Origin of the sequence: Nocardia flavorosea NBRC 108225 (genome assembly GCF_001613385.1) — a bacterium.
Classification (GTDB): domain Bacteria; phylum Actinomycetota; class Actinomycetes; order Mycobacteriales; family Mycobacteriaceae; genus Nocardia; species Nocardia flavorosea.
The window spans coordinates 1-19,911 of the sequence record NZ_BDCG01000011.1 but is presented as its reverse complement, the minus strand read 5'-3'; the positions used below and the strand labels follow the sequence as shown (position 1 = coordinate 19,911).

18 protein-coding genes are annotated in these 19,911 nt (G+C 68.0%); 16 read left to right on the top strand and 2 right to left on the bottom strand.

Translation table 11 applies throughout. The features are described 5' to 3' along the window. The first annotated feature begins 123 nt into the window (after positions 1-123). Entirely contained in the window at positions 124-1,689 is a 1,566-nt protein-coding gene (gene ffh / locus NFL01S_RS12560) for a signal recognition particle protein (protein WP_062974698.1), read from the top strand. A 101-nt stretch (positions 1,690-1,790) separates the two neighbouring features. On the opposite strand, the gene NFL01S_RS12555 is transcribed toward ffh, so the two are convergent. Further along, positions 1,791-3,677, bottom strand: coding sequence for a vWA domain-containing protein (locus NFL01S_RS12555; RefSeq protein ID WP_245670653.1), 1,887 nt, complete (start codon positions 3,675-3,677; stop codon positions 1,791-1,793). Positions 3,678-4,019: 342 nt separating this feature from the next. Between NFL01S_RS12555 and rpsP the strand changes: the two genes are divergently transcribed. Genes rpsP through trmD form a run of 4 tightly spaced genes read left to right on the top strand, consistent with a single transcriptional unit; the run spans position 4,020 to position 5,927 of the window. Continuing rightward, the gene (rpsP, locus tag NFL01S_RS12545) at positions 4,020-4,463 is read left to right on the top strand and encodes a 30S ribosomal protein S16 (protein ID WP_062974694.1); all 444 of its coding nucleotides are present in this window, start codon (positions 4,020-4,022) and stop codon (positions 4,461-4,463) included. Then, a complete protein-coding gene (locus tag NFL01S_RS12540) occupies positions 4,463-4,705 on the top strand; it encodes an RNA-binding protein (RefSeq protein WP_033241373.1) in 243 nt (80 codons plus the stop codon). Before rpsP ends, NFL01S_RS12540 begins: the two co-directional genes overlap by 1 nt. Then, positions 4,706-5,230 carry a ribosome maturation factor RimM gene (rimM, locus tag NFL01S_RS12535; protein WP_062974692.1) on the top strand — a complete coding sequence of 175 codons (525 nt, stop codon included), beginning with the start codon at positions 4,706-4,708 and terminating at the stop codon, positions 5,228-5,230. Between the two features lie 10 nt (positions 5,231-5,240). Continuing rightward, a complete protein-coding gene (gene trmD / locus NFL01S_RS12530; protein WP_062974690.1) occupies positions 5,241-5,927 on the top strand; it encodes a tRNA (guanosine(37)-N1)-methyltransferase TrmD in 687 nt (228 codons plus the stop codon). A gap of 335 nt (positions 5,928-6,262) precedes the next feature. On the opposite strand, the gene NFL01S_RS12525 is transcribed toward trmD, so the two are convergent. After that, a complete protein-coding gene (locus NFL01S_RS12525; RefSeq protein ID WP_062974688.1) occupies positions 6,263-7,117 on the bottom strand; it encodes a helix-turn-helix transcriptional regulator in 855 nt (284 codons plus the stop codon). 89 nt (positions 7,118-7,206) lie between these two features. Here NFL01S_RS12525 and NFL01S_RS12520 point away from each other — a divergent pair, with 89 nt between their 5' ends. From NFL01S_RS12520 to NFL01S_RS12470, 11 genes are all read left to right on the top strand, one after another. Continuing rightward, positions 7,207-8,838, top strand: a complete 1,632-nt coding sequence (locus NFL01S_RS12520) for an AMP-binding protein (protein ID WP_062974686.1) — start codon at positions 7,207-7,209, stop codon at positions 8,836-8,838. A gap of 105 nt (positions 8,839-8,943) precedes the next feature. After that, positions 8,944-11,427, top strand: coding sequence for a Tex family protein (locus tag NFL01S_RS12515; protein WP_062974851.1), 2,484 nt, complete (start codon positions 8,944-8,946; stop codon positions 11,425-11,427). A gap of 27 nt (positions 11,428-11,454) precedes the next feature. Continuing rightward, positions 11,455-12,408, top strand: a complete 954-nt coding sequence (locus tag NFL01S_RS12510; protein ID WP_245670652.1) for a hypothetical protein — start codon at positions 11,455-11,457, stop codon at positions 12,406-12,408. A 125-nt stretch (positions 12,409-12,533) separates the two neighbouring features. Continuing rightward, positions 12,534-12,875, top strand: a complete 342-nt coding sequence (gene rplS, locus NFL01S_RS12505; protein ID WP_030521783.1) for a 50S ribosomal protein L19 — start codon at positions 12,534-12,536, stop codon at positions 12,873-12,875. A gap of 113 nt (positions 12,876-12,988) precedes the next feature. Then, positions 12,989-13,777 carry a signal peptidase I gene (lepB, locus tag NFL01S_RS12500; protein WP_062974850.1) on the top strand — a complete coding sequence of 263 codons (789 nt, stop codon included), beginning with the start codon at positions 12,989-12,991 and terminating at the stop codon, positions 13,775-13,777. A 34-nt stretch (positions 13,778-13,811) separates the two neighbouring features. Continuing rightward, positions 13,812-14,537, top strand: a complete 726-nt coding sequence (locus NFL01S_RS12495) for a ribonuclease HII (RefSeq protein ID WP_062974684.1) — start codon at positions 13,812-13,814, stop codon at positions 14,535-14,537. Positions 14,538-14,688: 151 nt separating this feature from the next. Continuing rightward, positions 14,689-14,994: a DUF2469 domain-containing protein gene (locus NFL01S_RS12490; RefSeq protein ID WP_011210678.1), complete on the top strand. Its 306-nt coding sequence runs from the start codon at positions 14,689-14,691 to the stop codon at positions 14,992-14,994. Between the two features lie 670 nt (positions 14,995-15,664). Further along, positions 15,665-16,021: a YraN family protein gene (locus NFL01S_RS12485; protein ID WP_062974682.1), complete on the top strand. Its 357-nt coding sequence runs from the start codon at positions 15,665-15,667 to the stop codon at positions 16,019-16,021. Further along, positions 16,021-17,529 carry a YifB family Mg chelatase-like AAA ATPase gene (locus tag NFL01S_RS12480; protein ID WP_062974680.1) on the top strand — a complete coding sequence of 503 codons (1,509 nt, stop codon included), beginning with the start codon at positions 16,021-16,023 and terminating at the stop codon, positions 17,527-17,529. The genes NFL01S_RS12485 and NFL01S_RS12480 overlap by 1 nt, the downstream gene beginning before the upstream one ends. Further along, positions 17,526-18,716, top strand: a complete 1,191-nt coding sequence (gene dprA, locus NFL01S_RS12475) for a DNA-processing protein DprA (protein ID WP_084492629.1) — start codon at positions 17,526-17,528, stop codon at positions 18,714-18,716. The genes NFL01S_RS12480 and dprA overlap by 4 nt, the downstream gene beginning before the upstream one ends. A gap of 174 nt (positions 18,717-18,890) precedes the next feature. Next, complete coding sequence (locus tag NFL01S_RS12470) at positions 18,891-19,814, top strand: tyrosine recombinase XerC (RefSeq protein WP_062974844.1); 924 nt, start codon at positions 18,891-18,893, stop codon at positions 19,812-19,814. Positions 19,815-19,911: the final 97 nt, after the last annotated feature.

The window sequence follows — 19,911 nt, the reverse complement described above, 5'->3', positions numbered from 1 at the left end:
CGGTTTCTCGAGTACAGTGCGGGCACCGACGGTGCGAGCGGAGTCACGCCGCGACGCCCGCTAGTCTGGGACGCCCATTACCCTGGGACTCAGTGACGTCACTCGAGATCAGGAGCGCGCCAGGTGTTCGAATCTTTATCCGACCGGTTGACCGGTGCCCTGAAGGACCTTCGCGGTAAGGGACGCCTGTCGCCGGCCGATATCGACGCCACCTGCCGGGAGATCCGGCTGGCTCTGCTGGAGGCCGATGTCGCGCTGCCGGTGGTCCGCGGGTTCATCTCCCGGATCAAGGAACGCGCGAAGGGTGCCGAGGTTTCCGCGGCGCTGAATCCGGCCCAGCAGGTCGTCAAGATCGTCAACGAGGAACTCGTCGCCATCCTCGGCGGTGAGACCCGGCGCCTGACGCTGGCCAAGACGCCGCCGACGGTGATAATGCTCGCCGGCCTGCAGGGCGCCGGTAAGACCACTCTCGCCGGCAAGCTCGCCAAATGGCTGCGCGATCAGGGCCACCAGCCGCTGCTGGTGGCCTGCGATCTGCAGCGTCCCGGTGCGGTTACGCAGTTGCAGGTGGTGGGCGAACGGGCCGGTGTCCCGGTATTCGCGCCTCACCCCGGCACCTCCATCGGCGGCGGTGAGAACGCGCTCGGGGTCACCGCGGCCGATCCGATCGCGGTCGCCGAATCCGGCGTCGCCGAGGCGCGTGCCAGGCAGTACGACGTGGTGATCGTCGACACCGCAGGCCGGCTCGGTATCGACTCCGAACTGATGGCGCAGGCTGCCGGCATCCGCGACGCGGTGAAACCCGACGAAACCTTGTTCGTTCTCGACGCCATGATCGGTCAGGACGCCGTCTCGACCGCCGAGGCATTCCGCGACGGCGTCGGCTTCACCGGCGTGGTGCTCACCAAACTCGACGGTGACGCCCGCGGTGGTGCGGCGCTGAGCGTGCGCAACGTCACCGGCGAGCCGATCATGTTCGCCTCGACCGGTGAGAAGCTCGAAGATTTCGATGTCTTCCACCCCGACCGCATGGCCGGCCGCATCCTCGGGATGGGCGATGTGCTCACCCTTATCGAGCAGGCCGAGCAGGTCTACGATGCGCAGCAGGCCGAGGATGCCGCGCGCAAGATCGGCAGCGGTGAACTCACCCTCGAGGATTTCCTCGATCAGATGCTGGCGATCCGGAAGCTCGGTCCCATCGGCAACCTGCTCGGAATGTTGCCGGGCGCCGGGCAGATGAAGGATGCCCTTGCACAGGTCGACGACAAACAGCTCGACCGCGTCCAGGCCATCATCCGCGGTATGACTCCTGCGGAGCGGGACAACCCGAAGATCATCAACGCATCCCGGCGGTTGCGGATCGCCAACGGGTCCGGGGTGCAGGTCTCCGATGTCAACCAGCTGGTCGACCGGTTCTTCGAGGCCCGCAAGATGATGACCGCGATGGGCCGGCAGATGGGGATGCCGGGCGGTAATCGGCGCACCAAGAACAAGAAGGGGAAGAAGGGCAAGAAGGGCGGTCGCGGGCCCACTCAGCCGAAGATGCGCGGCGGCTTCCCGGGGATGCCCGGTATGCCCGCGGGCGGCGCCGGTATGCCGGACCTGTCGAATATGCCGCCCGGCCTCGACCAACTGCCGCCCGGTCTGGAGAACTTCGATCTCTCCAAGTTCAAGTTCCCGGACAAATAGCGCGGCGGTAAACCATCGACGCGGCGCCGCCCCCTTCGCGAAGGGGGCGGCGCCGGCGTATTCGGGAGCGTGGTCGCCATGCAGCCATCGGCCGGACGCTGCTAGTGGTTGCGCCGGCGGGCCAGTAGCAGCGCACCGGTGGAAGCGGCGACCGCGACCACCGCGGCGGCTGCAATGACAGCCCACACCAGCGGCGATATCCCGCTGTCCCCGGCTTCCCGGGCCGAATCGCCGGCCGCCACCTGCTTCGATTTCTCGCCGAATGTTCCCTCGCCCACGGTATCGCCGTCCGCGTACTTCGGTCCGGGTTCCGGCTCACCGGTGACAGCGACCTCCAGCTCGACCGGTACGGGCGCGACCGCGCGGGTGCTGTGGATCGTCGGGCTCAGTTTCACCGCGATGTAGTGCCAGCCCGCCACCGCCTGATCGGCGACCTCGCCGCGTTCATCTCGATTGAGGTAGCGGATCGGGGCGGTGGCCAGCGCCGGATCGTTGACCGGCAGGGTTTTCTCGGTGCCGGCGTAGGAGGTGGTGTCGGAGTCGAGTTCGGCACGGTAAGGGTTGTAGAGCGCGGTCGCGATATTCGAGGTGTACTCGCTGCCCTCCTCGGCGCTGTTACCGAACCGCACCCGGTAGGCCAGCCCCTGGCCCCAGTCCACCTTCACCCGGTAGAAGACGAACTCGCCCCGCTGCACGGTATCGGTATAGCGGCCCGGGCCCGGGAGATCTGCTGCGACATTGAACGAACCGCCGCCGGCAACCGGGACGACAGGTGTCGTGGGTGCGCTGAACTCCACCGGCTGCGGATCGGCCGCGGGACCGGGATCGGTGACGGCCGGCTCCACACCGATATTCAGTTCGATCGGCAGCTGTCCCGGCGCACCGTCCGCTATAAGTGCCCATTCGAGCGCGAAATAGTAGCGGCCGCCGCCCCGGCAATTGCCCGTTCCCGCGCTACCGGAATCGGCTTCGACGGCCCCCTGCCAGGCACTGCTCACCGTCAGCGCCACCCCGTCGATGGAACGGGTTGCCAACTCGCTGTCGAGGCTGTTGCAATCCTGGCCCTCGGCGCCGTAGACCCGCAGATCGAGCCGGTTGTTGGACGTGGACGCGTCGCCACGGCCGCGGGGGAACGACACCGTACCGCTGAAGTACGCGGTCGCACCGTCGGGCACATCCACGGCGTAGTACTGCGGTTTCTTCTGCCGGACCACGTCGAGATATTGTCCGGGCTCGGCCACCGGCGCCGCGCGGTAGTCCGGTGCCCCGGTGAGGGGCAGCCCGGCCGGAGCGTAGCTGCGCAGGGCGACGGCACTGACCCGGGGCAGCACCTGTTCGAGCGCCGCGCCGTCGGCGGCATCGGTGTAGGTACCGCCGGTGGTCTGGGCGATACAGGTCAACTGTGCGCGCGAGGCATCGTCGACGCCGAAACCGATGGCGTGCATCACGATCTCGTTGCCCTGGGCGCTGAGTTCACGGGCGACATCGCAGGGATCCGGTGGTGCGCAGGTGTCGAGGCCGTCGGAGACCAGTACGATCGAGCGCGGCCCCTCCTGCGGCAATGCGGCGGCCGCCGCCCGTAGCGATGCACCGATCGGGGTGTACCCGCGAGGCACGATCCCATCCGTGGCCGCGATCAATGCCGGTTTGTCGACGATTTCGGGCGGCTGCAGGATCTGCACGTCCTGGCAGCCCGCGGTCTTCTCCGCGTCCGAGTTACCGGTTCCGGTGCCGTAGGCGGAAAGCCCGACCCTCGCGTTGTCCGGCGTCGCGGTGACGAAACTGCGGACAGCGTTCTCGGCCGCGTCCATCTTGGTGCCGCCGCTGGGATCGGCCGCCAGCATCGAACCCGACGCGTCCAGTACCAGCATCGTCGGGGCGTATTCGGTCCCGGTCTGCGGCGACTGCTGCGCGAGGGCGGGCATGGCGACCGGCACCGATGCGATCACCGCCGCGGCCGCCGCGGCGAGGATTCTGTTCAGAAACAACACGCTGTCCGTACTCTCGTTCGTTGCCGCCGCGCGGACCGCGCGACCCCGCGGACACTACGCACGCGTTCCACGGCCCGCCACCGGGTGGCACGATTGTCGAGCGGTCCGATGGCGCCGATCGGCGGCGCCGGGCCGACGGCCGCAGCCACGACGGAACGGGGCGTGATTTCGAGCTCGGACCTGCGTCTGGCAGAATGGTCGATCGTCCTTCCGGACAGTGTCAGCCCGTCTCCGGTTCCGTACCGCGCGGCGGTCACACACTCCATTCGCAAAACCGGGCTCGCGAACCGCGTGAGTCGCTGAATTGCGCCGTGACCACAATGAAAGGCAGATCAGCAGATGGCTGTTCGCATCAAGCTCACCCGTATGGGCAAGATCCGCAACCCGCAGTACCGCGTCGTCGTCGCGGACGCCCGGACCCGCCGTGACGGCCGGGCCATCGAGTCCATCGGCAAGTACCACCCCAAGGAAGAGCCCTCGCTGATCGAGATCAATTCCGAGCGCGCCCAGTATTGGCTGGGTGTCGGCGCGCAGCCGACCGAGCCCGTGCAGCGGCTGCTGGAGATCACCGGCGACTGGCAGAAGTTCAAGGGCCTGCCGGGCACCGAGGGCACCCTCAAGGTCGCCGAGCCCAAGCCGTCCAAGCTGGACCTGTTCAACGCCGCGCTGGCCGCCGCCGACAACGAGCCGGTCACCGAGGCCGTGACCCCGAAGAAGAAGGCCAAGAAGGACAAGGAAGAGGGCGCCGCCGAGGCGACCGAATCCGCCGAGGCTGCCGAGTAATGAGCGTCGTCGTCGCCGATGCCGTGGAACACCTGGTCCGCGGTATCGTCGCCAATCCCGATGACGTGCGCGTCGAGCTGATCACCGGCCGTCGCGGGCGCACGGTGGAGGTGCACGTCCACCCCGAAGATCTGGGCAAGGTCATCGGCCGGGGCGGCCGCACCGCGACCGCGTTGCGCACGCTCGTCGCCGGTATCGGTGGCCGCGGTATCCGGGTCGACGTGGTCGACACCGATCAATAGATGGAACTCGTAGTCGGCCGGGTCGCCAAATCGCACGGCGTGCGCGGCGAACTGGTCGTCGAGGTACGCACCGATGAACCGGAGGCGCGTTTCGCGCCCGGCTCGACCCTGCGGGGCCGGGCGGCACGGTCGAAAGATATGCGGAATTTCACCGTGGAGTCGGCCCGGGAACATTCGGGCCGGCTTCTCGTGCAACTTGCCGGTGTCACCGATCGCGGTGCCGCGGATGCCCTGCGCGGCACTTTGTTCCTGGTGGACAGTGAGGATCTGGGGTCGGCGGCGGATCCCGACGAGTTCTACGATCACGAACTCGAAGGTCTGCGCGTCGAACTCACCGACGGCTCCGCTGTCGGCACCGTGACCGATGTGCTGCATTCCGCGGCAGGCGAACTGCTGTCGGTCCGCGCCGCCGACGACGGCCGCGAAATTCTGATTCCGTTCGTCACCGCCATCGTGCCTACGGTCTCGATCGCCGACGGGCTGATCGTTGTCGACCCGCCCGAGGGCCTGCTGGATCCGGAATGAGGCGGTCGTCGTGAAGCTCGACGTGATCACCATCTTCCCCGAATACCTGGAGCCGCTGCGCACCGCGCTGCTGGGCAAGGCCATCGAAAAGGGCCTGCTCGCTGTCGACGTCCACGATCTGCGCCGGTGGACCCATGATGTGCACAAATCGGTCGACGATGCGCCGTACGGCGGCGGCCCCGGCATGGTGATGAAACCCACCGTCTGGGGCGCCGCGCTCGACGAGGTGTGCCCGGACGACGCCCTGCTCGTCGTCCCGACACCGGCCGGGGTGCCCTTCACGCAGGACACGGCCGCCCGCTGGTCCGGTGAGCGGCACCTGGTTTTCGCCTGCGGCCGGTACGAGGGGATCGACCAGCGAGTATTCGACGATGCAGCCCGGCGGGTGCGCGTCGAAGAGGTCAGTATCGGCGACTACGTACTGATCGGTGGCGAGGCCGCGGTCCTCGTGATGACCGAGGCGGTGGTGCGTTTGATTCCCGGAGTGCTCGGCAATCAGCAGTCCCACGAACAGGATTCGTTTTCCGACGGGCTACTGGAGGGCCCCAGCTATACCCGCCCGGTGAGCTGGCGGGGACTGGAAGTGCCGCCGGTCCTGCTGTCCGGTGATCACGCGAAGGTCGCGGCGTGGCGCCGGGAACAAGCGCTGATCCGTACGCGTGAACGTCGCCCGGACCTCCTGCCCGGAGACGACTGACCGGATATCGGGTCGATTGCGACGTCAGGGTGCTGACGGTAAGGCGCCGCAACGGTCGAGCGAGCTTGCCGGCGGCCGCTTCGACACGGCGGCGAGCAGTTCTGCCGGTAGCCAGACCTTCGCCGCTCGCGCGGATCGACTCCAACGGTCCGGGCCCGCAGCAGCTCCGGTCCAGCCCTTCGGGCTACAGCACCTGCAAGAGCGGTATCGGAACTACGACGGGTAGACCGAGCGGATCGGTCCGAGTCGCCACGATCGGTGGCGAGACCATCTACAGGAGCTTGTAGTACTCCGCGCCCGAGATGCGGTCGAGGGAGCGACGACAGCGTCCGGTATCAAGGTATGAGGCCGAAGCGGCGGGCAGCGACCACGGCTTCGTGCCGGGATCGGGCGTCGAGTTTGTGCATGGCGCTGCGGAGATAGCTTTTGACTGTTTCGGGGCCCAGTGAAAGACGTTGTGCGGCCTCCTGATTGGAACATCCCAGCGCGATCTGCACCAGTACATCGATTTCCCGGCGGGAGAGCCGGGGCGCCTCGGGATCGGAGGGACCCGACAACGCCCTGGCCAGTTTGTCGCCGAGCGCTCGCAGCGCCACACCCAGCTGCGTATCGGCGGAGCCGTCCGCGAGGGTGTGGAGTTCCGCCTGGGCGGCGCGGATCTCCTCGGCGAGCGCCCCGCCGGTAGCGGGTGCCGGTGCCGCCGCGTCCAGCAACCGCAGCCGCCGGTCGACCTCGTCCCGGATCATGATCTCCGACGCCAGCCGGTGACCGGCCTGGCGCAGTGCCTCCGCGGTACGGCCGCCGATCGGGCCGGGACCGCGTAGTGCCGCGTACAGCACGGCGCGCGACCGGTCACCCACGACCACGGGCACCGCCAGCACCGAACGGATCCCCTCGCCGAGCACCGGGCCGTCGTAGTGGTGGGTGATCGACAGCGCCCGGCGATAGTCGTTCACCGCCGCGGGCCGTCCCGAATCGAGCACCCGACCACCCAGACCGGATGCGCGCCGGACCGACAACCCGCGCAGGCCATTGGTGCGGACCCCGCAGAATTCGGTGAGCAGCAGCGTATCGGCCTGCACTTCGCCACCGAAGAGCACCGGAACGCCGGTGGCCGCCGCCAGCCGGCGGATTTCGGCGCGCAGCGCGTCACCGTCCCGGGGGCGTAGCAGCGCGGGATCCGCGGTCATGGAGGTTCACCCCTTTTCGGGGGTAGTGCCGACAAACTGTGACCTACATCCTATTGCAACACCGGATCGATAGACCGAGGAGATGCGAGATGGGTGCCGACCCGAATACGCGGGTGCGTGAACTGCTGGACACCTACGACCGCGGCGATGCGTGCGCAGCCGAGTTGCTCTGCGACCGGCACCCGGCCGACGCCGTCGCGTTCACGGGTGTCGAGAGCGACCTCTCGTCGGTCGATCTGACCTACGGCGAGCTACGTGAACGCTCCGAACGGTATGCGGCCGCGCTGGCCGGTCTCGGGGTCGGGCGGGGCGATCGGGTCGCGACACTGATGGCGAAATCCGCGGATCTGGTGGCCGTGCTGCTGGCTGTCTGGCGTCGCGGGGCGGTTCATGTTCCGTTGTTCACCGCTTTCGCCCCGCCGGCGATCGCCTTCCGGTTGCGCGCGGCCGAAGCCGTCGTCGTCGTCACCGACCCGGATCAGGCCGGCAAGCTGGCACCGGGCGGGGATATGCCCGCGGATCCGACGTGGCGCACCGTCGTCACCGGCCCTGCCGATATCGCGGGCGCCGTGCGGCTGGACGCTCTCCCGATCTCGGACACCGGCGCACCCGCGGCGACGGTGGGCGGGGACGGTCTGCTGGTTCAGTTGTTCACCAGCGGTACCACCGGCACACCGAAGGGCGTGCCGATCCCGGTGCGTGCGCTGGCCTCCTTCCACGCCTATCAGGAATTCGCACTCGACGTGCGTCCCGACGACGTCTTCTGGAACGCCGCGGACCCGGGCTGGGCCTACGGTCTCTACTACGCCATTCTCGGACCGCTGGCGTCGGGCACCCGGAGTCTGTTGCTGCACGCCGGTTTCTCCCCGGAGCTGACCTGGCAGGTGCTGGACCGGTTCGGGGTCACCAACTTCGCCGCCGCGCCGACGGTATACCGGGCGCTGCGGGCCGGATCCGAGGGGCAGTCGGCCCGTTTGCGCCGTGCCTCGTCGGCGGGGGAGCCGTTGACGCCGGAGGTGGTCGCCTGGTCGGCCGAGTCGCTCGGTGTCGCAGTCCGCGATCACTACGGTCAAACCGAACACGGCATGGTCATCTGCAACGCCTGGCACGATGAGCTGAACGCGAGCGCGCCCGCAGGGTCGATGGGCCGCTCGCTGCCGGGCTGGTCGTGCGCCGTGCTCGCCGACGAGGCCGATATCGAGGCCCCGCCCGGACAACTCGGCCGGATCGCCATCGATACCCAGCACAGCGCCCTGCTGTGGTTCGTCGGCTACCTGGGCGATCCCGAACGCTCCGCGCAGCGATATACGCCCGACGGCCGCTGGTATCTCACCGGCGACGCCGGCTCCCGTGACAGCGAGGGTTTCTTCCACTTCTCTGCCCGCGACGACGACGTGATCATCATGGCCGGCTACCGGATCGGCCCGTTCGAAGTGGAAAGTGTGCTGGTCCTGCACTCCGATGTCGCCGAGGCCGCGGTCGTCGGCCTCCCGGACGAGCTGCGCGGCGAGGTACTGGAAGCGTTCGTGGTGCTGCGCGAAGGAGTTACGGGCACCGACGAACTGGCCGCGGAGCTACAAACCCTGGTCAAGAAGCAGTTCGCCGCGCACGCCTATCCGCGGCGCGTGCATTTCGTCGCGGATCTGCCCAAGACCCCCAGCGGTAAGGTCCAGCGTTTCCTGCTCCGGGATCAGGAACGTACCGCGGCCGGTCAGCGGTAGTGGTGCCGGGCCGGTGATGCCGGACCGGGCCGGGTTCGCCTGTCACCAGGCGCAGGTAGTGTGCGGGTCGTGACGACAGCGCCAGAGACCTCGGGTCCCGACACGATCCAGACAGACTCGACCGCCACCACCGGTACCGGCCCGGCCGTTTCCGGCACCGTGACCCGGCGCATCGCCGACGAGCTGGCGGTGCGCGAGAATCAGGTCGCGGCCGCCGTCGAACTACTCGACGGCGGATCCACGGTGCCGTTCATCGCGCGCTATCGCAAAGAGGTCACCGGCGGCCTGGACGACGCCCAGCTACGAACCCTCGAAGAACGCCTGCACTATCTGCGTGAACTCGACGAACGCCGTGCCACCGTTATCGAATCCATTCGCAGCCAGGGCAAACTCGACGAAGACCTGCACCGGCAGCTGCTGCTGGCCGAGACCAAGGCGCGCCTCGAAGATATCTATCTTCCCTATAAACCCAAGCGTCGCACCAAGGCTCAGATCGCTCGCGAGGCCGGCCACGAACCCGTCGCGGATGCACTGCTCGGCGATCCGAACACCGATCCGGCCGGTTACACCGCCGAACAGCTCGAGGGTGCGCGGGCCATCCTGGTCGAACGGTTCGCCGAGGACGCCGATCTCGTCGGTGAACTCCGGGAACTGATGTGGACCCGGGGGCGGGTCACCGCGACGGTGCGCGCCGGGAAGGAAGACGACGGCGCGAAATTCGCCGACTACTTCGACTTCGCCGAGGAATTCACCGCCCTGCCCTCGCACCGGATCCTGGCGTTGTTGCGTGGTGAGAAGGAAGAGGTGCTCTCCGTGCACCTCGACCCCGAGCCCGCGGATTCCGAACTCGAAACCGGTGAACGCAGCGTATACGAGGCCCGAATCGCGCAGCGGTTCTCCATCGCCGCGCAGGGTCGCCCCGCGGATTCCTGGCTACTGGATACCGTGCGCTGGGCTTGGCGGACCAAACTGCAGATCAGTCTCGGTATCGATACCCGAATGCGGTTACGGCAGGCTGCCGAACGTGATGCGGTCGAGGTATTCGCCGCCAATCTGCGGGATCTGCTGCTGGCCGCGCCGGCCGGTACCCGCGCCACCATGGGCCTGGATCCGGGCTACCGCACCGGCGTGAAGGTCGCCGTGGTCGACGGTACCGGCAAGGCCGTGGCGACCGAGGTCATCTATCCGCACAAGCCGCAGAACCAGACCGAGAAATCGCTGGCGGTCCTCGCCGCCCTGGTGGAGCGGTTCGGGGTCGAGCTGATCGCAATCGGCAACGGCACCGCCTCCCGGGAAACCGATGCGCTGGCCGCGCAGCTGATCGAACGGATTCCGGAGAACAAGCCGACCAAGATCGTGGTGTCGGAGGCCGGTGCCTCGGTGTATTCGGCCTCCGCCTATGCCTCGCAAGAGCTTCCCGATATGGATGTTTCGTTGCGCGGCGCGGTATCCATCGCCCGTCGATTGCAGGATCCGCTCGCCGAACTCGTCAAGATCGAACCGAAGTCCATCGGGGTGGGGCAGTACCAGCACGATATCTCCGAGACACTGCTGGCCCGCTCGCTCGGCGCGGTGGTCGAGGACGCCGTGAACGCGGTCGGTGTCGATGTGAACACCGCCTCTGTGCCGCTGCTGTCCCGAGTTTCCGGTATCACCGGGTCGGTCGCGGAAAGTATTGTCGCCCACCGCGACCGCAACGGCCCCTTCCCGAGCCGCACCGCGCTGCTCGACGTTCCGCGACTGGGCCCCAAGGCGTTCGAACAGTGCGCCGGCTTCCTGCGGATCCGGGGCGGCGTCAACCCGCTCGATACCTCGGCCGTACATCCGGAGGCCTATCCGGTGGTGCACCGGATCCTCGAATCGACCGGCAGCGACATCGCCGAGATCATCGGTAACGAATCCGTGCTGCGCGGCCTGCGTCCCGCCGAATTCACCGACGAGACCTTCGGCGTACCGACCGTCACCGATATCATCGGCGAACTGGAGAAACCCGGCCGCGATCCGCGGCCGGAATTCAAAACCGCCGAATTCGCCGCCGGGATCGAGAAGGTCGCCGATCTGCAACCCGGGATGGTGCTCGAGGGCGTGGTCACCAATGTCGCCGCATTCGGTGCCTTCGTCGATGTGGGCGTGCACCAGGACGGACTCGTCCACGTCTCGGCGATGTCGAAGAATTTCGTTCGCGATCCGCGCGAGGTCGTCAAATCCGGTGACGTGGTCAAGGTGAAGGTGCTCGAGGTCGATACCGCGCGCCAGCGGATCGGGCTGTCGTTGCGGCTCGACGACGAACCCGGCGCCGGTAAACCGGAACGTGGCCAGGGGCCCGGTGGTGACCGCGGCCGCGGATCCGGCGGTCGCGACGATGGAGGCCGCAACGGCGGAGGAGATCGTGGTGGACAGGGCCGGGGCGGGAAGAACCGTGCGGGCCAGGGTAATACGGGCGGACGCACCGGTGGTCAGGGCGGCGGTCAGGGACGCGGGGGCGATCCGGTTCGCAATCGAGGTCAGGGCCGCGGCAATCGGCGGGATAATGCACCTGTGAACGGTGCCATGGCCGACGCGTTGCGGCGGGCGGGTTTCGGAAAGTAACGCCTTTCGCCAGTGAAGGGGGCCGGTATGCGGCAGTGGTGGTCCGAGGACGTCATTGCCGCGGGCCGGCTCCCCCTCCTGTGCTTCCTGTTCGGTTTCATCATCGGATTCCTGGTGATCCGGGTCAGCGTCCGGCTGATCCGAGCGCAGGTGCGCTGGTGGCCCGGCAATCTGAAACCCGGCGGTGTGCACATCCACCACATGGTGTTCGGGGTGGTGCTGGTCCTGATCTCGGGGATCGGGATGATCGCCACCGCCGATACAGGTGCGGGCCCGGCGGTCGCGGCCGGACTGGCGGCATCGTTCGGGGTCGGTGCGGCATTGGTCCTCGACGAGTTCGCGCTGCTCTACTACCTGCGCGATGTCTACTGGGAGAAACAAGGCCGTACCTCGGTGGACGCGGTGTTCGTCGCGCTGGCCGTGACCGGCCTGCTGCTGCTCGGTTTCCACCCGCTGTGGCTGCTCGAGATCAACGGCCTGCGCGATCATCCGGGTGCATGGGTGCGGGTGCTGGTCATCGTGTTCGCGCTGGGAAATCTGGCATTGGCCGCCGTGGTGATCGCCAAGGGCAAGATCTGGACCGGACTGTTCGGCATGTTCTTCCTGCCGTTGCTGGTGGTGGGGGCGTTGCGGCTGAGCCGGCCCGGGGCCCCGTGGGCGCGCTGGCGCTACGGTAACAACCGGCGGCGGCTGATGTACCGGGCGATCGTGCGCGAACGGCGGTACCGGCGCCCGGTGATCCGGGCAAAGATCTTCGTCCAGGATCTGATTGCCGGAAAACCGGATGTCGAGCACGTCCGGTCGGCGGCGGAGGAAGAACTGACCCGCCGGGTGGTTCCCGCGCCCCCCGCACCGCACCGGCACCATCCGCTGCTGCACGACCTGAACCGCTGGGCGCACGGCGGCGGTGAGACGGAAACCACGGAGGGCCCCCGCGACCCACAGGCCGCACCGGGGCCCGTTTCCGGAAGTGATCCCTGATCTGGCACAATGCACGGGTTGCCCTGGTCGCATTCGGCCCGGCGCATCCCATATTCGGAGCACGAACCGGTCGAGCGCTCGCGCCGCCAGGTTCCTCTGTTCGCGCGACCATCAGAAGGATGATCATGAACACCCTTGATTTCGTCGACGAGAGCTCGCTGCGCAGCGATGTCCCCGACTTCCGTCCGGGCGACACCCTCAATGTGCACGTGAAGGTCATCGAGGGCTCCAAGGAACGTATCCAGGTCTTCAAGGGCGTCGTCATCCGGCGCCAGGGCGGCGGTATCCGCGAGACCTTCACCGTGCGCAAAGTGTCGTTCGGTGTCGGTGTGGAGCGCACCTTCCCCGTGCACAGCCCCACCATCGATCACATCGATGTGGTGACCCGCGGCGATGTCCGCCGGGCCAAGCTGTACTACCTGCGGGAGCTGCGCGGTAAGGCCGCCAAGATCAAAGAGAAGCGCTGACCTGCCCTTGATCGCCGACACCCGCGCGCCGCGATGTGCGCCGGTGACCTCGGCGAACGGCATAAGTAGCCCGGTACCGCGTAACCACTGCGGTGCCGGGCTACGCTGTTCGCGTGACAGACGAGAGTTGGTCGAGATCGGGGTCGGATCCCGCGGACGGGCAGCCCCGCAGGCGCCGGGCGCGGCGGGCCGTCAAAGCGAAGAAGCAGCGGCCGTTCTGGCAGGAACTTCCCATCCTGCTCGTGATCGCGGCGGTTATCGCCGCGCTGATGGTGACTTTCGTCGGCCGTCCCTATGTGATCCCTTCCCAATCCATGGAGCCGACCCTGCACGGTTGCGCCGGTTGCACCGGCGACCGGATCTATGTGCAGAAGCTGAGCTACTACTGGAGCGATCCGGAGCCCGGTGACGTTGTGGTCTTCGTCGGGCCGCCCTCCTGGAACGGGCACTACCGTTCCATCCGCTCGGACAATACGGTCATCCGTGGCGTACAGAACTTCTTCTCGTTCTTCGGCCTGGTACCGCCGGACGAGAACGATCTCGTCAAACGCGTTGTCGCGGTCGGCGGGCAGACGGTGGAATGCTGTGACGACCAAGGCCGTGTCATGGTCGACGGGCAACCTCTCGAGGAGCCCTACGTCGAGGACGACTACCCGTGGATGCCCGGTCAGGCGAACGCCTCCTACCCGGTGGGCCGCGTTTTCGGGCCGGTGACCGTGCCCGAGGGCAATCTGTGGGTGATGGGCGACAACCGCAACGAGTCCGCGGATTCCCGGGCGCATATCGGCGACGAATTCCAGGGCACCGTGCCCATCGACAATGTTCGCGGTAAGGCCGTGTTCAAGATCTGGCCGCCGGGCCGGATCGGCCCCATCGATGGAACGAACCCGCAGGAGAATTGAGTCGGGGCGGATCGAGTTGGCTGCGAGTACGCGTATGAAACCCGTACGAGAACAGAGTTGGCCACCACGGGTGGTGATGCGCCGGGCCGGTGGGCTGCGAACGCTGGAGTCGGCGCTGCACCGCTGTGGGCTGGGACCGGTCGCCGGAGTCGACGAAGCCGGTCGCGGGCCCAGCGCGGGCCCCCTCGTAGTGGCTGCCTGCGTCCTAGGGCCCCGTGCACACGATGCGCTGGCCGGGCTCGACGATTCGAAAAAGCTCAGCGAGGCGACCCGTGAGGCCCTCTATCCGGTCATCACCCGGCTCGCGGTGGCGTGGTCCGTCGTGGTGATACCGGCGGCCGAAATCGACGCCATCGGTATCCACGTGGCGAATATCCAGGGGATGCGCCGGGCCGTCGCCGGCCTCGGGCGAAGCCCCGGCTACGTGCTCACCGATGGGTTCCGGGTGCCGGGACTACCGGTGCCGTCACTACCGGTCATCGGCGGGGACGGCACCGCGGCGTGTATCGCCGCGGCCAGTGTGCTGGCGAAGGTCACCCGCGACCGGATGATGGTCGAACTCGATCAGCGCGTTCCCGGATACGGGTTCGCCGAACACAAGGGTTACAACACCACCCGGCATATCGAAGCGCTGCGACGGCTCGGGCCGTGCCCGGAACATCGCAGATCATGGCGCAATGTACGGGACAGTGAGGTCGCGCTGACACCGGCCGGCGAAATACTGGCGGAGGTCACCGCCGGGGCCGGTGGAGCCGCCTGACCGAGCTGGACGACGGGCCGCGCCACCTGTACTCGCGGCGGGTTACGCCCGGCGCCGAGGGGCGGCCGACCGGCCCACGGTGACATGCGCAGGCGGCATGAGCGATGATGACAACACACGCATGGCGGCGAGAAGGAGGACGTTCCACCCGATGAGTGCCGAGGACCTCGAGAAATACGAAACCGAGATGGAGCTCTCGCTGTACCGGGAGTACAAGGACATCGTCGGTCAGTTCTCGTACGTGGTGGAAACCGAGCGCCGTTTCTATCTGGCCAACTCCGTGGAACTGCGCCCGCAGAACGCCGACGGCGAGGTGTACTTCGAAGTCCGGATGAGCGATGCCTGGGTCTGGGATATGTACCGGCCGGCGCGGTTCGTCAAACACGTCCGGGTGATCACCTTCAAGGACGTCAACATCGAGGAGCTGGAGAAACCGGACCTGCGGCTTCCGGAGTGATCGGTCTCCCGCCCTGTCCCGTGCCGGGCCGGATGTTTCACTCTCCGGCGACCGGAGCCATCCGACCGGGTCGTGCGATCAGGCTCCGGCGCGTATCAGGTCCGGGCTGATCCGAACAGCGCAGTGTTGTCCCATGCTGACCACCGGGTGACGCTCTCCCCTCGCTGACTACGCATGTCCGTGCGAGTCGTGACGACTGCGCTGACGATATCCCGCGATCCTGCGGAAATCCGGATGCCGAACTCGGCGGAAACTATGGCTGTGGGGCCGGCCCCGATCGCGGCCCAGCCCCGCGGCCAGGTGCCGCGCCAGATGTTTCACCTCGGCGGTCGCCGTCGAAGATCCAGACCCTCCCGGAGGACCCCACCGGCGGTATTGACCGCGGGTCTCGAGTCCCGTTTTCCTGGGCAGAGCCGGATCGGCACAGCTGCGGATTCCGTGACGGCAGGCCGGGTCGTGGGGTACGCGGCGTGGCCGATCGGACTGTGGTGCCCGGCCCACCGAGTACTTGCCGGGCCCGCCCGGCACCGGGGACACCGGCCGGATGCGCAGCCGCGAATTCCAGCTTGCATTTGCCGATACTTGTCCACAGGATCCCGTTGTCCACAGGTTCGCTGTTTTCCCAGGTCGCTGATCCGCACCGCGGCGGACACCCGCCGATGCTCAGCGGGTGGCACACAACACGGCGCTCGGCGCACAAGGGGAGGAACTGGCGGCGCAGTATCTGCAGGCCGCCGGCATGGAGATCGTCTGCCGCAACTGGCGATGCCGGTACGGCGAACTGGATCTGATCGTCCGCGACGCGGACATCACCGCATTCGTCGAGGTGAAGACGAGGTCGGGACTCGGGTACGGGATACCGGCCGAAGCCGTCACCTACGAGAAACAGCGACGGATCCGCAGGCTGGCGCTGCTCTGGCTCACCGAACAGGACGGGCCGTGGCAGCGCATCCGGTTCGATGTGGTCTCGGTGCTGGTGTCGCGGACGGCGGAACCCGTGATCGAGCACCTCGAGGCGGTGTTCTGATGCCGCTCGGCCGGGCCTGCTCGATCGCCGTCCGCGGGATCGATGGACAGGTCGTGGAGATCGAGGCCGATATCGGACAGGGGCTGCCGTCGGTGCACCTTGTCGGCCTGCCGGATACCTCGCTACAGGAATCCCGAGACCGGGTACGGGCAGCCGTGGCCAATACCGGCGAGAAATGGCCCGACGGTCGCGTGATCCTGGCGCTCTCTCCTGCGACACTTCCGAAGGCCGGCTCGACGTACGATCTGGCGCTGGCCGTCGCCGTGCTGGACGCGGCCGATATCGTACCCTCCGCCAAACTCGCAGGTACGGTGCTGCTCGGTGAACTCGCGCTCGACGGCCGGCTGCGGCGGGTCCGTGGAGTGCTGCCCGCTGTCCTCGCGGCGCGGCGAGCAGGCCGGAAAACCGTGATCGTCCCCGAGGAAGCGTTGTGCGAGGCGGGCCTGGTCGCGGGGATCCGGGTCCTGGGTGCGCCGACATTGCGTGCGACCCTCGACTGGCTACGCGGGGAGCGGGAGCTTGCGGAATCACCTGCCCCGCCGCCGCATCAGGTAGCGCCGGTGGGCGATCTGCGCGATGTCGCGGGGCAGCACGAGGCGCGGTGGGCGCTGGAAGTCGCCGCGGCGGGTGGGCATCACCTGCTGCTGACCGGTTCGCCCGGTATCGGCAAGACGATGCTCGCACAGCGGTTGCCGGGCGTGCTGCCGCCGCTGTCGGAGAACGAGGCGCTGGAGGTCACCGCCATCCATTCGGTGGCAGGCACCCTCTCCGAGGAACACCCACTGATCACCACACCGCCGTTCGTCGCACCCCATCATTCGACTTCGGTGAGTGCCATGGTCGGCGGCGGGTCGGGTTCGGCGCGGCCCGGTGCGGTCAGCCGCGCCCACCGGGGCGTGCTGTTCCTGGACGAATGCGCCGAGATCGGTGCCAAGGTACTGGAGGCGATGCGCACCCCGCTGGAGGAGGGGGAGGTTCGGATCGCCCGCCGCGACGGGGTGGCGCGTTTTCCGGCCCGGTTCCAGCTCATCCTGGCTGCCAACCCCTGTCCCTGCGCCCCCGCCCGCGATGTGGACTGCATCTGCGCGCCGCTGGCCCGGCGCCGGTACCTGGGAAAACTGTCCGGTCCGCTGATGGATCGGATCGATATCTGGATGCAGATGCATCCCATGTCGGCCCCCGGGCTGGCGGCCGCAGAATCCGAGGACAGCGCGACGGTCCGCACACGAGTCACGGCCGCCCGCTCCGCCGCGGCGGCTCGCTGGCGGGAGTTCGGCTGGCGGACCAACGCCGAAGTGCCGGGGCACGTCCTGCGGCGGCAATTTCCGCTACCCGCCGAGTCCACGGCACCGGTGGAAGCGGCGCTGCGACTTGGGCGTATCTCGGCACGGGGCGCCGACCGCGCGCTCCGGGTCGCCTGGACGATGTGTGATCTGCGCGGCGGTGATATGCCCACGGCACACGACGTCATGCAGGCGCTCAACTTCCGGCAGCGGGGAACACAGTGACGGCCGGGCAGTCCGTCTCGCCGGCGCAGGGGGCCGCCGGCGATCGCAGCAACAGACAACTCGCGTGGGCCTATCTGTCCCGGGTGGTCCTGGGCCCGTGCCCGGCGCTCACCGCGTTGATCGAATCCGTCGGCGTGGTGGAAGCGGCACGAGCAGTTCGTGAACGAGAACTGCCGCAGGTTCTGCAGGCGCCGACAGCGGCACGCCGAGCGGAAGACCGGGCGGCCCGGGATATGGAGATCATCGGCGGACTGGGTGGCCGGCTGGTGACGCCGGACGATCCGGAATGGCCGGCCTGGCGCATGCTGGGCCTATCGCAGCTACCGCCGGGACGCGATCCCGATGGCGCGGTGCCGCTGGTGTTCTGGGTGCGCGGAACCCGCGATCTGACCGAACTGACCGAACGGGCGCTGGCGGTGGTCGGCGCCCGCTGCAGTACCGGATACGGTGATCGGGCCGCCGGCACGCTGGCCGGGGACCTCGCGGCCCGCGGCTGGACGATTGTCTCCGGTGCGGCCTTCGGGATCGACGGTATGGCCCACCGTGCGGCACTCGCTGTCGGCGGCGCCACCATCGCCGTCCTGGCCTGCGGTGTGGACCGGCCCTATCCCGCTCAGCATGACCGCCTGCTCGACAGGATCGCCGAAACAGGTCTCGTGGTCAGCGAATATCCGCCGGGTACCACTGCCCGAAAACATCATTTCCTGGCCCGGAACCGGCTTATCGCGGCTCTGTCGGACGGTGTGCTCGTGGTCGAAGCGGGGATGCGCAGCGGTGCACGCAATACGGTGAAATGGGCTCGCCGTATCGGCCGTCCCGCGATGGCGGTTCCAGGGTCGGTGGAATCCGCGGCGTCCGCCGGCTGCCACCGGATGGTCCGAGATGGGGAAGCGGTGCTGGTCAGCAGTGTAGAAGAGGTACTCGCCGACGCCGCACCGCTACACCTACCGTCGGCCGGCGCCGCGGAACCACCGGCCGTGCACCAGCTCACCGCAGCACAGTCGTCGCTGTACGCGGCTCTGCCGGCCACCGGTGGACGCTGGCCACACGAACTATGCGCCCCCACCGGGCTGGCCATCGCCGAGGTCCGGGCCGGCCTGGCTGCCCTCGATATGGTCGGGTTGGCCGGCAGCGCTGGGTCCGGCTGGTTCCGGTTACGCAGTGGACCGCGCACTCCGGGTGTCTGAGGACCACATGGTCCGGCCACGAGACCGTACATCCGCGATCTCCCACGCGAACAGGATGTGCGGACTCGATGTGGCCTAGGACGCCCACTTGCTCCGGTCACAGCGAGGGGGCCACCGTTGCCGGTCCCGGCGCGTGGGGTTGCGGAGCGGCGGGTCGCGGGTAACGGTGTGGTGGTGGCGGAATTACCCGAGGACCTCGAAGCTCTGCTGATCGAATACGGGAGATACCTGGAACTCGGCCGCAATCGGTCGGCGCATACGGTGCGCGCTTACCTCGGCGACATTCGGTCACTGCTGCACCATCTGCTCGGCCGGTCCGCCGATTCTTCACTGCGCGAACTCGACCTGACCACGCTGCGGTCGTGGCTGGCGGTGCACGCAGAACATGGCGCCGCGCGCACAAGCATGGCGCGGCGTGCCTCCTCGGCCCGGGCCTTCACTGCGTGGCTCACCCATACCGGCCGGCTCGACCGCGATCCGGGACTGCGACTGGCCGCGCCCAAAGCGCATCGCAGCCTGCCCGCGGTGCTGGGTCAGGAACAGGCAGCCCGGATCATGTCCGCGGTGGAATCGGGTGCGGCCCAGCATGATCCGATGGCTTTACGAGACAGGCTGATCATCGAACTGCTTTATGCCACCGGTATCCGGGTCAGCGAGCTGTGCGGTCTCGATATCGACGATGTGGACCGGGAACGCCGCGTGGTGCGCGTACTCGGCAAAGGGCGTAAGGAACGGTCCGCGCCCTTCGGGCTGCCGGCCGATCAGGCGGTACACAATTGGCTGAATCACGGCCGGCCGATGCTCGCCACCTCGGATTCCGGCCGTGCCCTCTTGCTGGGCCGGCGCGGCCGGCGCCTCGACCAGCGCCAGGCCCGGACTGTCGTGCACGCGGCCATATCCGCAGTGCCCGGCGCCGCGGATATGGGTCCGCACGGGCTCCGGCATACGGCGGCCACGCATTTGCTCGAGGGCGGTGCCGATCTGCGAGTGGTGCAGGAACTTCTGGGCCACGCCAGCCTGGCTACCACCCAGCTCTACACCCATGTATCCATCGAACGGCTCCGTACAGCACACGACCAGGCGCACCCCCGGGCGTAAGCGGCGGTTGATCCTTCGACCACTGAGTAGGGTGCCGATCGGCTGGACCGGCCGATTTGGCTGGGCTGGTCCGAACCGGTGCACCGGCCGAACCGGC

What these genes read in the sequence shown, in the direction of transcription:
- rpsP (WP_062974694.1), top strand. Translation starts at nt 4,020, where the DNA reads ATGGCTGTTCGCATCAAGCTCACCCGTATGGGCAAGATCCGCAACCCG.
- NFL01S_RS12540 (WP_033241373.1), top strand. Translation starts at nt 4,463, where the DNA reads ATGAGCGTCGTCGTCGCCGATGCCGTGGAACACCTGGTCCGCGGTATC.
- rimM (WP_062974692.1), top strand. Translation starts at nt 4,706, where the DNA reads ATGGAACTCGTAGTCGGCCGGGTCGCCAAATCGCACGGCGTGCGCGGC.
- NFL01S_RS12525 (WP_062974688.1), bottom strand. Translation starts at nt 7,117, where the DNA reads ATGACCGCGGATCCCGCGCTGCTACGCCCCCGGGACGGTGACGCGCTG.
- NFL01S_RS12520 (WP_062974686.1), top strand. Translation starts at nt 7,207, where the DNA reads ATGGGTGCCGACCCGAATACGCGGGTGCGTGAACTGCTGGACACCTAC.
- NFL01S_RS12510 (WP_245670652.1), top strand. Translation starts at nt 11,455, where the DNA reads ATGCGGCAGTGGTGGTCCGAGGACGTCATTGCCGCGGGCCGGCTCCCC.
- rplS (WP_030521783.1), top strand. Translation starts at nt 12,534, where the DNA reads ATGAACACCCTTGATTTCGTCGACGAGAGCTCGCTGCGCAGCGATGTC.
- NFL01S_RS12495 (WP_062974684.1), top strand. Translation starts at nt 13,812, where the DNA reads ATGAAACCCGTACGAGAACAGAGTTGGCCACCACGGGTGGTGATGCGC.
- NFL01S_RS12490 (WP_011210678.1), top strand. Translation starts at nt 14,689, where the DNA reads ATGAGTGCCGAGGACCTCGAGAAATACGAAACCGAGATGGAGCTCTCG.
- NFL01S_RS12480 (WP_062974680.1), top strand. Translation starts at nt 16,021, where the DNA reads ATGCCGCTCGGCCGGGCCTGCTCGATCGCCGTCCGCGGGATCGATGGA.